The sequence below is a fragment of the Burkholderia sp. BC1 genome, from assembly GCF_052683555.1.
The window spans coordinates 1-12,183 of sequence record NZ_JBQYLP010000031.1 but is presented as its reverse complement, the minus strand read 5'-3'; the positions used below and the strand labels follow the sequence as shown (position 1 = coordinate 12,183).

The window sequence follows — 12,183 nt, the reverse complement described above, 5'->3', positions numbered from 1 at the left end:
CTCCATCAAGCCCGGCCACACCACGCGGCCGGATAGAGGCACTTTCAAGAAAGCAAGGCTTCCTGCTCAGGGACGTTTTGCAGGGGATGCAGCGCGTCCCTGTGCAACGGGCGGAAGCTGTGCAAGGCGGCGGTAGCCGCCGCGCATCAGCGCATCGCCCCTGTGTACCAACCGGCGAACGCGGGCACGCAGGGCGCTGTCCGCGTGCCAGTCGGCGGCGACGGCATCAGCGCCAAACAGCCCTTCGGCCACGTCGCGCAAGGACGCGCCCGCCAGGGTGCCGTCGAGCGCCTGGAGCGTGTTCAACTCCAACAACGCAGCGGCTGCCGGCCGTGGCCGCGCCGTTCCCGCTGGCGCCGCATCGCCGGCGACGGCGAGCTTGTCCAGTTCGGCCGCCAGCGCCTGATAGCGTCCGCAGGATGCGGCGCAGGCGCGGATGGCATAGGCGTAGGCCATGCCGTCAGCCAAACCGGGGGCGATCACCAGCCGCAGGCAGCAGCCCGGCCAGCGTGTCAGCAGCAGCAGGCGCTTGCCATCGTGGATCAGGCGCTTCTGGCCGGGAAGGCACCAGAACGCGAAGGCCACCGCGTCGGGCGGCGGGTCGGCGTCCGGGTAGAGCTGCACCACCGCATCGTGATCGGGGAACCAGGCCGGGTGCGCGTCGCGCGCATCCAGGGCGGGATCTTCCAGCAGGCGCAGTCCCCAGCGCGCGGCAGCCTCTGGCCGGCGGCGCCGGCGCAGCCAGTCGCGGCGGTAGTCGGGGTGGCGGCGCAGGTATTCCCACGCCAGCGCGGGGCCGTCGAGATGCAGCGTGTAGAGATACGCGGCGGTCGGATACCAGTGTTCGGCGCTCGGGTCAGCCATGACGCAACCTCCTGTCGTTCAGCAGGAACGTCGCCACGGATTCCGCCGTGCGGGAGCTATCGAGTCGCCATCAAGTCGTCATCGAAATCGGGATAAGCTGTAACTGCTGGTGTCAAGACTGATTCGCTCCAGGGCATTGCGGAAATCGTCTGAATGCGACGGCTGCGCCGCCACGAAAATGGCGCGCAGCATGGAGCACCGTGCAGAAGCCCGCACCAAAGATCATGACTGTTTGCAACAGAACGCACCGCTTCGGTGCAAGAGTGCGGATTCAGACCGAGCAGGTCTTGGGTAAGACTGAAATAGTCAGAATGCGCCGTCGTTGGCTGGGATTGTTCAGTCGGTGATCGAGCCGTTTTCCTCGGCCAGCCGCAGGTACTCCGACAGCCGCCGCACCGGCTGGAAATAGCGATCGCGCATCACGGGTTGCTTGTGCGGCCCGACGATGGACGCCAGATCAGACAGCTTCACATGGCCCAAACCGGGCATCCCTATTCCCAGGTCGATCAGTCCCCATGCCGTATCGCCATCGGTCGGGTCGAGCGCGGCCAGCAGCCAAGTGGCGTGCGCGTCAGGGGTGAACAGTCGCACCGCCGGCATCGGGTCGATGCCCCGATCAGCGGCGCGTGCCGCGCCGACGGCGAGCAGTTGCGCCCGCTGTTCAGCGGTGACGAGCGGCTGGGTCATGGCCCGAATCCCCACGCATCCGAGGATGTACGGATACGATTTTCCACCGAAGCGCGGAACCGCCGAAGCGGATGCGTGCTTTGGCGGGAAAGCACGAAGGCGCAAGCCATCGAATCCGTACATGCACGGAAACGCAGAAGCGGAATTACGCAGGCCAGGAAAGACACGGATGCGGTTCCCCGATTCTGTCGGAATCCGCCCATGCGGATTTCCGTAAAAGCACGAAAGCGGCTCGGCCAGGCAGGAATGAACACTTTAGATTGTAGCCCTATTGGGTGCAATGGGCTGTCATCTTGGTTTTTACGGGGAAACCAAGTTGGTGACAGCGAAACACTCATTGGCGACGGCAATACGGACGGTCAGGAAAGCGCGCGGCTTGAGCCAGGAAGCGTTCTCCGACGTGTCCAGCCGCACCTACATGAGTTCGCTGGAACGTGACTTGAAAAGCCCGACCATGCACAAGCTGACCGAGCTGTGCGAGGTCATGGACGTGCATCCGTTGACGTTGCTGACGCTGGCCTATGCCGGCGACAGCACGCGCAAGGCCGATCAGCTTCTGGCGCAGGTGCGCCAGGAGCTTGAGGCGGTGTTGAAGGAACGCGACACGCCGTAGGCGCGTGCGTGACGTGCTGCGCCAGCAGCACGGCGCCCCGCCGCAATGGGCGGGGCGCGGTGGGCGGCCGTCAGGCCGCCTTGGGCTTGCTGCGCGACCAGATCAGGTCGTGCGTGCCGTCCTCGTTCTCGATCAGGCGGGCATAGACCGTCGCCGGGAACGAAGGATCGTCGAGGGATACGGACACGTAGGGCCGCCCGGCTTCGCTGGTCTTCTTCCACGCCGCGCCGATGTCGTGGCCGGGCGCCTGAAGGCGGAAGTCGGGGGCGTTCTCGGTGTCGCCCTTGTCGTTGGGAATCAATTTGACCTTGACGTTCAGGGTCAGGGTGCGGAGCTGGCCGGTGAAGCCGTCTTTCTCTGCGGTGAAGGTGCCAATGTTAGCCATGATGTTTCTCCTTTCGGGTTGAACAAGGTCGCGCCAGTGCGTCCTTGTTGTGATCCGGCCGGCGGGGGATGGGCTGGCCGCACCGCGCAGCGGTCGCAACACCGTGGAGAGCCTGGAAGCGAAAAGAATTTGTCCCGCGAGGAATGCGCGCAGCGCAGGGGAAATTGTTTTCGCTGGAAGGTTGCGGCCATGAAGCCCAAGGCGCAGCCGTTCCCTCGCCAGGATTCACGACAAGCCAAGGACGCACAGGCCGCCCGCTCCCGAATGGAGACGTGGCCGACTCGGCATCCCCGCGTGACGGCTTCACCGGCTTGCGCCCTGACGCGGGCAAGGCCAACACCCCAACGACGAGCGAGAACGCTCCTTGCCGCGGATTGCGGCGACGGGCTTGAGGCGTGGCGTGAATGCTCCATAGCGAGGCCGGGTGGCGTGTCGGTGAACCGCCCTTCGTGACGTACAAGCGCGAACCGCCAGCGTCGAGGACGGCACGCTTTGGCACAACCTGCCGCAGCAAGCCGGGGCGTAGCACCACAAGCCCCGCCCATTGCGGCGGGGCGCCATCGAAACCTTGCCCGCGTCAGCGGGCGCCGATCGCCGTACCGCGTGCAAGGCACTTGCACGTCCGCCACGTCGCCGCCTGGTCGAAGGCGGCGACGTGGCGATTTTGCTTTGGACGCTGGAACCGGGCGCGGCCACCGCCGCGCCCGGATTTTCGACCACCGGCCCCAAGGCGGAACGGCTTGGGGCCGGTGCAGCTCGTTATTCCTTGGTTTCGACAATCCACCACATGGCACCCGGCAAGGCGCGGCCCGTGATGGGGTGCAAGTCGGTCAGGTCGGCGCGGGCTGTCCAGCCGCGAGGCGGACGGTAGCCGCGCACGTTGCCTTCGCCGTGCCAGCGGCGAGCGCGTACCGTGCCGGGCGCATAGATCGCCGCCATGCGCGGGCGGCTGGTGGTGGTGCGGGTCATGGGGGCTTCTCCTTCAAGCGAAGCGCCCCGGTCGAGGCCGGGGCGCTTGCCTTCGGCGCGGGTCAAGCGGCCAGTGCCTCGGCGGGTTCATCCGCCATTGCCTCGGCATCCTCCGGGGCGTCCTGCGCCTGCGTTTCCTGCGGCGCAGCTTCCGGGCCTTCGGTGTTGAAGATGGCGGGCATCCAGCCCGTACCATCGGCCAGCCGTTCCGCCTCGCTGGCAATGTCGGCCTTCTTCAACTTCGCCAGCCGGGCAGCGTGCGACGGTGCGAACTCGCCCACGGCTTCCAGAATCGCGGCCTTCGGCACATGCTGGAAATACCCGTCTGCGGTGGGCTGCCACCATGCGGCCATGTCTAGGCCCACGGCCTGCGCCAGTTCCGCGCCCGGCTGGTGCGCCGTGGCGCGAGGCGTCACCACGTCCACGGTCGCCGCCACGCATACCGCCAGCAGCCGCACCAGTTCGCCTTGCTCCATCGCCAGCAGCGCGGCGAACAGTTCGGCGCTGTCCTGCGGCAGCGCTTCGCTCGCGACCTGCTGCAACTCGCGCAGGGCGACGGCGGCGGGCGATTCGGGCCAGTCGGGGGCCATGCCTTCCAGCCGGTCTTGCACTTTCAGGCTCACGCCCAGCGGCAAGTCGTGGCCGTAGTGGTTGTCCTGCAAGACGCTCTGCACCATGCCATGCACCAGCGCGGCCAGCGCGACTTGCGGATGCCGGGCGACTTCGATTTGCAGCGCGGCGGTGCGGTGCGCGCTCAACCGCTGCGCCAGCCGGTCGGACAGGCTCGCGGCCTTGGGCTGCTCGGTGTCCTCGCCTTCGTCGTCGTTCCCGGCTTCGCCTTCCGCGCTGCCGAAACCCTGCCGCAAGCGTTCCAGCGTGCGCAGCGCCTTGGCTTCGGCTTCGCGCAGCAGCCCGCGATGAATCACAGCTTCGCCGCTGCGGTCGAGGGTGACGATGGCACCGGCCACGGCGCGCACGTCCGGGGCGTAGCCCTGCAAGGCGTCCTCCACGGCTTGCAGTTCCCCGGCGACCTGTTCGCGGCGCGGTTCCAGCGCCTCGGTCTTGTCCTCGTCCTCGGCGTCGTAGGCTTCTTCCAGTTCGGCGTCGATCTTGTCGAGACGGGTTTGCAGCGAGGCGATGCGGCGGGCTTCGCGGGCGTTCGGTTCGCGGCGCTGGCGCGGCGCGTTCTGGAACGCCTGTCGCTCGGCGTAACTCATGTGCGGCACGGCTTCCACCCACGCCCAACCCTCGGCGCGCACGTCCCCGGCCAGTGCATCCAGCTTTCCGCGCACCAGCGTTTCCAGCAGCGCGGCGTCGGTCAGGTAGGTTCCGGCATCGCCTTCCGCGAACAGGTCGCGGCGGATACCGCCGCCCGCCACCGTGTAGGCGTCCAGCCCGGCAAAGCGCACCAGCGGATGCGTGGCGTCGATTTCGCGTTCGGTCAGGCGTTCGCGCAGCGCGGATGCGCCACGCTGCCATTCGGGCGCACCGTAGAACGCGCTTTCCTGCGCGGCGTGGTCGTCGGTGATGGTCAGGGCCATCAACTGTTCCAGCGTGACGGCTGCGGCCCGGTAGTCGGCCAGCAGGCGCGGCGAGACGTTGGCCAGCTTCAAGCGGCGCTGCACCACCAGCGGGGACACGCCGAAGTCGGCGGCAATGTCTTCGATGGGGCGGCCTTCCTTGACCAGCGCGGCGAACGCCTCGAACTGGTCGGCGGGGTGCATCTGCTCGCGCAGCAGGTTTTCGGCAAGGCTCACGGTGCGCGCCGAGGCATCGAGCACCAGCAGGCACGGCACCTCGTAATCGGCGGCGATGCGCTTCTTCTTCGCCAGCAGCTTCAACGCGGTCAGGCGGCGGTCGCCCGCCACCACTTCGTATTGCTCGCCATCGGCGGTAAGGATGACGACGAGATTTTGCAGCAGCCCAATGCGGGTGATGCTCGCGGCCAGTTCGGGAATGGACAGGCGCGGGGTCTTGCGTGCGTTGCGCTTGGAGCGGCGCGGCAGCAACTGCGAGAGCGGAACCAAAATCAGGTTCTTGGTCGGGTCGGCCACTTCCAGCGGCGCGGCAGTTTCGATGGCGCGGGTTTCGGTTTGGGTAACGGCATTCATGGTGATAACTCCTTGCGGTTAGGGATGCAGCAGCGAGAGAAGCGGCAAGGGCTGCTGCCTGCCCCTGCCGCGTAGGGATTCAGGCTTTCAACTGGCGCATGCCATCGGCCAGCAGCCAAAGCGCACGGTTGAGGCGGATGTTCTGGTCGATGCCCTGCACCGGGCGGGTTTGGTGGCGGCGTCCGTTGGCGCTGCGTCCGCGCAGGCCGCCTTGGGTCAGGTTCTCTTGCGTGCGGTTGAACACGCTCCACAAGTCCGGGCGGCGGTCATCAAAGCGGCGCGGCATCAGGATTTGCGATTCCGTGATGGGCGCGGGCTTGTCGGGGTCGTCGTACTTGAGGGCCAGCGCGGCGCGGGCGAACACTTCGGATTCGCCATCGTTCAAGGTGATGGCACGCATGGAATCGCGGGATTCCTGCACGCGGTCGAAGCCGCGCAGGACTTCGTAAGCGCCTTCGATGACGGAACCGGCCACGTCGCCTTTGTGGGGCACTCGCACATCGGCCACGGTGTCGCCGCAGACAAGGCCATTGCTGCACACGAACCGGAACATTCCGGCCAGCATCTGATAGCTGCTCGTGCCGTCATGCGAGTTCAGCAGCACGATTTCGTTAGCCTCCGCGCCGTTGATCTGGCTGGCGTGGCGCAGGCGCAGCATGTGTTTGGTGTAGTCGCGGCGGTCGTCGTGGCGCACGCGGGTCTGCGCTGCCATGAATGGTTCAAACCCTTCCTTGCGCAGTTCCGCCAGCACGGCGGCGGTCGGGATATAGGCGTACCGCTCGGAACGGCTTTCGTGCGGGGCGTCCGCGAAGATGGACGGCGCGACCTTGCGGATTTGATCGTCGGACAGCGGGTAATCGCTGCGCAGCGACGGCGAACGGGAAGCGAATCGGGATGCGAGTTGCATGGCATTTCTCCTGACGAAAAGGGTTTGCTGTTCAAACCGCACACCGGATTCCTAGATTCGGAGCCCAGCCTTTCGGCTGTTCGGTGCGGTCGGCACGAGGAACCCGGTTGGCCCTGTTGCCACCGTCTTTCCTGAGTTCATCGCCCGCGGCCAAAGGAGCGCGCGGACGGGGGCCGTCAAGGAGACAAGCGCAGGGTTGGTGCGGCCCGCAGCGCAGCGAGGACACGGCCCTGCGCGCCTTGACGGCACACGGGAGCGGGCTACGGTCGCGGGTAAGGTGATGAAGTCAGGGGAGACGGCTGAACAAGGCAACGGCCATCCCTGTGTGCCGACCGCACGCAAGCGAAGCGCGCAGGCCCGAAGCTGGAAGCCGGGCCGAAGGCGTCAGCCGAGCGGAGCGAGGGAACGATGGAAGCCCGAAGGGGGCGAGACGCCGCAGGCGGCTCGATGCGAAGCACGACAGCGCGACCGGCCATGCTTTTTGGCCGGGGACGCCCATGCAGTCGTGGAGATGCAGCGTGGATCTTCTATGGTGGGCAAGCAGCCTTTGCAGCATCGGTATGGCCGCGCCGGCGCAGCCGGGGCGGCGGTGTTGCAGGGGCGCCAAGCGAAGCGCGGCGGGGATGTGCCGAAGGCACTTCCCCTGGAGTGCAAGCGCCAGCGCGCAGCGCCGCAGGCGCGAAGTCATCGGCACCAGGGCGCAGCAGAAAAAAAGTGCGCCACCCCGCAGGGCAGCGCACCGGATGGCACTAGGTGCGATCAGGTCGCCGTCATCGTCTGCAACTGCTCGATCACGCCGGGTTCGACGAAGACGCACGACTGGTCGGCCGCGATCGGCACGTTGAACACCTGCGCGAAGGCTTCGCGCTTGAGGTGCGCCAGGCGCCCCGTCCGGTACGCCTGTTCGGGCTTCATGCGGCCGCTGGCCTGCGAACCGCTGCGTTGCGGATCGCATTCGACCAGCGCGACAAAGCCATCGTCGGACAGCTTCTGATGCTCGGGGCACAGGCCCCAGCCGGTCGCCGTATGGCGCTCCATGCTCGCGCGCAGGCGGCGATCCAGCAGGACGGCGCCGGTGTCGAAGCGAGTACCGCAGACAAGGCAAACGTGTTGTTCAAGCGAAACGTGCGATTTGTCGTTCATGACGATCTCCGGTTGCTCGGGCGGAATTGCCCGGAACCGGCGCCAGCACGGCGCAGCGCAAGCAGTCAGGGGTCGCAGACGGCCGCCAGGACGCAAGCGCGCAAGGCGCGTGCAGCCCTTGACGGCGAGAACGCCGTGATACGGTGAAGGGACACAGCAAGACCGCCCCCCTCAACGCGACACCCACACCTGCCTTTGGCAAGTGCGCAGCACGCGCAGGCCCGCGAGGGCCGGAGCTGCGCCACCGGGCGCAGCAAAAAGGGGGCCGAAGCCCCCTCGATCAGATCAAGCCACGTTCGGCGAAAGACGTGGTGGTGCCGCCCGCCACGATGATGTGATCCAACGTGCGAACGTCCACCAGCGCCAGCGCCTGCCGAAGCTGCGAGGTCATTGCCCTGTCGGCCGCGCTCGGCTCGGGGTTCCCGCTCGGGTGATTGTGCGAAATGATGACCGCCGCCGCGTTGAGCCGCAGCGCCTCCTTGACCACTTCGCGCGGATGAACCTCTGCGCTGTCGATCGTGCCGCGGAACATCTCGGCATAGTCGATCAGCCGATGGCGCGTATCGAGGAACAACACCGCGAAGACTTCGTGCTCGAAACCGGCCAGCTTGGCGCGCAAGTAGTCCTTGACCGCCGCCGGCGAAGTGAACTCGTCACCGCGCTGCATCTTCTGGTCGATGACCTGGCGCGCGGCTTCGAGAATCTGGTCGGCCGATGCCTGACGGTAGCGCCCGCGCGAGTCACGCAGCATCAGCGGGGCATCGAAGGAAGGAATGGACAGTTGCGACATGATCGTGCTCCGGTTGCTCGGGCGGAATTGCCCGGAACCGGCGCCAGCACGGCGCAGCGCAAGCCGTCACAGGGGCGAAGACGGCCGCGGCCGCAAGCGTGCGAGCACGCGCAGCCCTTGACGGCGAGAACGCCGTGGTACGGTGAAAGGGAACAGCAAGACCGTCTAACCCCGCCCACACATGCCCGCATTCGGCAAGCGAAGCGCGCAGGCACGGATCATCGAGCCGGGCCGGAGGCGTCAGCCGAGCGAAGCGAGGGAACGATGGAAGCCCGAATGGGGCGAGACTCGCGCAGCGAGGCTCGATGCGCAGCACGACAGCGCGACGGCGGCACGCCGGGACGCCATGAGCCTTTGTGTGTTGCTCACTTGCACAATGATTCAATAAATGTTGTATTATCGAATAATGAATGAAGATCAAGCCGTTTCCGCCCTCGGTGCCTTGGCTCACACCCAGCGGCTGCGCGTATTCCGCGCCCTGGTGGTCGCCGGCCCCGAGGGACTGACGCCCAGCGTCCTTGCCGACCAGCTCGACGTGGCCCGTAACTCCCTGTCCTTCCACTTGAAGGAATTGGCCCATGCCGGCCTCGTCACCATCGAGCAGCAGGGCCGCAATCTGATCTACCGCGCCGACTTCGCCCGGATGAACGGTTTGCTCGGCTACATGACCGAGCACTGCTGCCAAGGCGGTGTCTGCGAGGTTTCCGACACAACCACCCGCTGCGACTGTTGACGCCATGACCACCTACAACGCCTTGTTTATCTGCACGGGCAACTCTGCCCGCTCCATCCTTGCCGAAGGCTTGCTCAACGAGCTAGGCCAAGGTCGCTTCCACGCCTATTCCGCCGGCAGTCACCCAAAGGGCGAGGTTCATCCGCTGGCGCTTGCCACGCTGGAGCGGCTGCGCCTGCCGAAAACCGGCTACCGCAGCAAGAGCTGGGACGAGTTCATGAAACCCGATGCGCCGGTGTTCGACTTCATCTTCACCGTCTGCGACAACGCCGCCGGCGAGGCGTGTCCGCTGTGGCCGGGCAAGCCCGTGTCGGCCCACTGGGGCGTACCCGACCCGGTTGCGGTCGAAGGCACCGATGAACAGCAGCGCAAAGCGTTCCTCGATGCAGCGATCACGCTGCGTCGGCGCATCGAGCTATTCCTGTCGCTGCCATTGCAGCGTCTCGATGCCATGTCGTTGCAGCGCGAGCTGCGCGACATTGGCCGCCAGTGAGGCTCGCCCGATGACCGCAACCGATACCGCCGGCCCCGCGCCGGCCACCTCCGCCATGAGCGTCTTCGAGCGTTACCTGACGGTGTGGGTGGCGCTGTGCATCGTTGCCGGCATCGCGCTCGGCCAGTTCGCGCCGGGGGTGTTCCAGGCCATCGGCCGCATGGAGATCGCCCAGGTCAACCTGCCGGTCGGGCTGTTGATCTGGGTGATGATCGTGCCGATGCTACTGAAAGTGGACTTCGGCGCACTCGGCCAGGTCAAGCAGCACTGGCGCGGCATCGGCGTCACCCTGTTCGTCAACTGGGCGGTCAAGCCGTTCTCGATGGCGCTGCTGGCGTGGATCTTCATTCGTCAGGTCTTCGCCGACTGGCTGCCGGCTGACCAGCTCGACAGCTATATCGCCGGCCTGATCCTGCTGGCCGCTGCCCCGTGTACCGCAATGGTGTTCGTCTGGAGCCGGCTGACCGGCGGCGATCCGGTGTTCACGCTCTCACAGGTGGCCTTGAACGACACCATCATGGTGTTTGCCTTCGCGCCGATCGTCGGCCTGCTGCTGGGCCTGTCGGCCATTACGGTGCCGTGGGACACGCTGCTGGTGTCGGTGGTGCTCTACATCGTCATCCCGGTCATCCTCGCGCAGCTCTGGCGTCGTGCGCTGCTGCGCCGGGGCCAAGCCGCGTTCGATCGGACACTGGAACGCATCGGCCCGTTGTCGATCGCGGCGCTGCTGCTGACGCTGGTGTTGCTGTTCGCCTTCCAAGGCGAAGCCATCCTGCGTCAACCGCTGGTGATTGCCATGCTGGCCGTGCCCATTCTGATCCAAGTGTTCTTCAACTCCGGGCTGGCGTACTGGCTCAACCGCAAGGTAGGCGAGAAGCACAGCATCGCCGGCCCCTCGGCACTGATCGGCGCATCCAATTTCTTCGAGCTGGCCGTGGCCGCCGCCATCAGCCTATTCGGCTTCCATTCCGGCGCAGCACTCGCAACAGTGGTCGGCGTGCTCATCGAGGTGCCGGTGATGCTGCTGGTGGTGCGCGTGGTCAACCGCTCGCGTGGCTGGTACGAACGCCGCGCGACCGCTTCGTAATCTTCAAGGTCATCCCATGAACACCATCACGATCTACCACAACCCCGCCTGCGGCACCTCGCGCAACGTGCTCGGACTGATCCGCAACAGCGGCGAAGAACCGACCATCATCGAGTACCTGAAAACGCCGCCCGATCGCGACACGCTCCAGGCGTTGATCGCCGCGATGGGCGTGCCGGTGCGCGCTGTGCTGCGCGAGAAAGGCACACCCTATGCCGAACTCGACCTGGGCAAACCGAAGTGGAGCGATGACGACCTGATCGGTTTCATGCTCCAGCATCCCATCCTCATCAACCGGCCGATCGTGGTCACGCCGCTGGGCACGAAACTGTGTCGGCCCTCGGAAGCCGTGCTCGATCTGCTGCCGCAGCCGCAGCGCGGCGCGTTCAACAAGGAAGACGGCGAGCCGGTGGTCGATCAGGACGGCCGCCGTGTCTGAATCCCGTCTCGACCTGCCGAACATCGACACGGCGCTGTTCCAGCAACCGGACACCGAACACCTGTTCGCGCCGGCACGGGCCACGCACGCGCCGCGCTTCCTGCTGCTCTATGGCTCGCTGCGCGAGCGCTCGTTCAGCCGTCTGGCGGCCGAAGAAGCGGCCCGCGTGCTGCGGGCGCTGGGCGGCGAAACCCGATTGTTCAATCCGTCCGGGCTGCCTCTGGTGGACGATGCGCCGGCCGATCACCCGAAGGTCAAGGAACTGCACGAACTGGTGCAATGGGCCGAGGGCATGGTGTGGAGTTCGCCGGAACGCCACGGCGCGATGACCGGCCTGATGAAGACGCAAATCGACTGGATTCCGCTGTCGGTCGGCGCGGTGCGCCCGACCCAGGGCAAGACGCTGGCGGTGATGCAGGTATCGGGCGGCTCGCAGTCGTTCAACGCCGTCAACCAGATGCGCGTGCTCGGCCGCTGGATGCGGATGTTGACCATCCCGAACCAGTCCTCGGTCGCCAAGGCGTACCAGGAGTTCGACGAGGCCGGACGCATGAAGCCCTCGGCCTACTACGACCGCGTGGTGGACGTGATGGAAGAACTTATGAAGTTCACGCTGCTCACGCGCGACGTGGCGCCGTATCTGGTGGATCGGTACAGCGAGCGCAAGGAAACTGCCGAGGCGTTGAGCCGGCGCGTCAGCCAAGTCGCGATCTGAGCGCCAAGTCAGGAATTTCCGATGCCGTCGCGCTGCTCAATCTGCAAGCGCGCCCGCTCCGTCGCCTGCTGCAACCGCTCGCCCAGCACGGCACGCGGCGGCAAGGTGGTCAGGTACTCGGCCACGTGAATGCCCGACTTATCCAACTCCAGCAGTTCAATTTGCTCGCGCTTCTTGCCCGTGCAGAGGATGATCCTGCGTATTTCGGCGATGGTGATCAGACGTTTCGGTGAACGTGATCGGTCTG

Annotated in this window: 14 protein-coding genes and 1 pseudogene; 6 read left to right on the top strand and 9 right to left on the bottom strand. The window is 66.2% G+C overall.

Annotation, left to right across the window (positions count from 1 at the left end; translation table 11 throughout):
* Positions 1-66 precede the first annotated feature (66 nt).
* On the bottom strand, positions 67-864 hold the full coding sequence (locus ACSHSS_RS16865) for a DUF2285 domain-containing protein (protein ID WP_006414895.1): 798 nt from the start codon (positions 862-864) through the stop codon (positions 67-69).
* A gap of 336 nt (positions 865-1,200) precedes the next feature.
* Positions 1,201-1,551, bottom strand: a complete 351-nt coding sequence (locus ACSHSS_RS16860) for a DUF2958 domain-containing protein (protein WP_006414863.1) — start codon at positions 1,549-1,551, stop codon at positions 1,201-1,203.
* Between the two features lie 319 nt (positions 1,552-1,870).
* On the opposite strand from ACSHSS_RS16860, the gene ACSHSS_RS16855 reads away from it, so the two are divergent.
* Positions 1,871-2,164 (top strand): helix-turn-helix domain-containing protein, encoded by a 294-nt coding sequence (locus tag ACSHSS_RS16855; protein ID WP_012467524.1) that lies wholly within the window; start codon positions 1,871-1,873, stop codon positions 2,162-2,164.
* A gap of 70 nt (positions 2,165-2,234) precedes the next feature.
* Here the strand turns inward: ACSHSS_RS16855 and ACSHSS_RS16850 are convergent, their stop codons facing one another.
* The 6 genes from ACSHSS_RS16850 to radC form a co-directional block, all read right to left on the bottom strand.
* Positions 2,235-2,549: a DUF736 domain-containing protein gene (locus tag ACSHSS_RS16850; protein ID WP_006414881.1), complete on the bottom strand. Its 315-nt coding sequence runs from the start codon at positions 2,547-2,549 to the stop codon at positions 2,235-2,237.
* Between the two features lie 759 nt (positions 2,550-3,308).
* Positions 3,309-3,518 (bottom strand): hypothetical protein, encoded by a 210-nt coding sequence (locus ACSHSS_RS16845; RefSeq protein ID WP_006414888.1) that lies wholly within the window; start codon positions 3,516-3,518, stop codon positions 3,309-3,311.
* Positions 3,519-3,580: 62 nt separating this feature from the next.
* Positions 3,581-5,629, bottom strand: a complete 2,049-nt coding sequence (locus tag ACSHSS_RS16840) for a ParB/RepB/Spo0J family partition protein (protein WP_006414857.1) — start codon at positions 5,627-5,629, stop codon at positions 3,581-3,583.
* 79 nt (positions 5,630-5,708) lie between these two features.
* Complete coding sequence (locus ACSHSS_RS16835; protein WP_006414890.1) at positions 5,709-6,536, bottom strand: DUF932 domain-containing protein; 828 nt, start codon at positions 6,534-6,536, stop codon at positions 5,709-5,711.
* A gap of 759 nt (positions 6,537-7,295) precedes the next feature.
* Positions 7,296-7,679, bottom strand: coding sequence for a hypothetical protein (locus tag ACSHSS_RS16830; RefSeq protein WP_006414879.1), 384 nt, complete (start codon positions 7,677-7,679; stop codon positions 7,296-7,298).
* Between the two features lie 280 nt (positions 7,680-7,959).
* Positions 7,960-8,469: a RadC family protein gene (gene radC / locus ACSHSS_RS16825; RefSeq protein ID WP_006414860.1), complete on the bottom strand. Its 510-nt coding sequence runs from the start codon at positions 8,467-8,469 to the stop codon at positions 7,960-7,962.
* A gap of 388 nt (positions 8,470-8,857) precedes the next feature.
* Here radC and ACSHSS_RS16820 point away from each other — a divergent pair, with 388 nt between their 5' ends.
* From ACSHSS_RS16820 to arsH, 5 genes are read left to right on the top strand one after another with little or no spacing between them, the layout of a single operon-like run.
* Complete coding sequence (locus tag ACSHSS_RS16820) at positions 8,858-9,202, top strand: ArsR/SmtB family transcription factor (RefSeq protein WP_006414889.1); 345 nt, start codon at positions 8,858-8,860, stop codon at positions 9,200-9,202.
* A gap of 4 nt (positions 9,203-9,206) precedes the next feature.
* A complete protein-coding gene (locus ACSHSS_RS16815; protein WP_043281276.1) occupies positions 9,207-9,695 on the top strand; it encodes an arsenate reductase ArsC in 489 nt (162 codons plus the stop codon).
* A gap of 10 nt (positions 9,696-9,705) precedes the next feature.
* Positions 9,706-10,782, top strand: coding sequence for an ACR3 family arsenite efflux transporter (gene arsB, locus ACSHSS_RS16810; RefSeq protein WP_006414875.1), 1,077 nt, complete (start codon positions 9,706-9,708; stop codon positions 10,780-10,782).
* Between the two features lie 16 nt (positions 10,783-10,798).
* On the top strand, positions 10,799-11,221 hold the full coding sequence (arsC, locus tag ACSHSS_RS16805) for an arsenate reductase (glutaredoxin) (RefSeq protein WP_006414858.1): 423 nt from the start codon (positions 10,799-10,801) through the stop codon (positions 11,219-11,221).
* Complete coding sequence (arsH, locus tag ACSHSS_RS16800) at positions 11,214-11,936, top strand: arsenical resistance protein ArsH (RefSeq protein WP_006414862.1); 723 nt, start codon at positions 11,214-11,216, stop codon at positions 11,934-11,936. Before arsC ends, arsH begins: the two co-directional genes overlap by 8 nt.
* A gap of 8 nt (positions 11,937-11,944) precedes the next feature.
* Here the strand turns inward: arsH and ACSHSS_RS16795 are convergent.
* Positions 11,945-12,183 (bottom strand): annotated as a pseudogene (locus ACSHSS_RS16795) (hypothetical protein); the annotation flags it as partial.